The sequence below is a fragment of the Pseudomonas sp. AC463 genome (assembly GCF_979253585.1).
The window spans coordinates 1-331 of sequence record NZ_CEEDDZ010000315.1 but is presented as its reverse complement, the minus strand read 5'-3'; the positions used below and the strand labels follow the sequence as shown (position 1 = coordinate 331).

The 331-nt window shown below is 59.8% G+C and carries 1 protein-coding gene; it reads right to left on the bottom strand.

Translation table 11 applies throughout. The features are described from left to right. Positions 1-316 (bottom strand): GAF domain-containing protein (locus tag AC0IYH_RS30300; RefSeq protein ID WP_471837835.1); only part of this gene is annotated, 316 nt, incomplete at its 3' end. Between the last annotated feature and the right edge of the window lie 15 nt (positions 317-331).

Here is a 331-nt window from a genome sequence, read left to right as displayed (position 1 = left end):
CGATATGCCCGGCGAAAGCATGCACGTCCTCCACCCGCTGGGTTTGCAACGACGCTGCCGCGGCGCCACAAACACCGCGCCCAAACGGAATGCGTACGCAGGCGACTTTGCCCTGGAACGGCCCGAGCACCAGCTCATCGTCCTTGACTAGATAGAAACCGGCCCAATTGAGCCCTTCCAGCTCGTGAAAGACAAAAGCGCTGAACTGCGCAGCATTGGCAATGAAATCGCGCTCGCCGCTCAACAGTGACTCGAGCTGGGCAGTCAGCAACGGATAACCGTCGAGGCCCGTACCGCTTTCACTCAAATCGATCATCGCGACGTCTCCAGC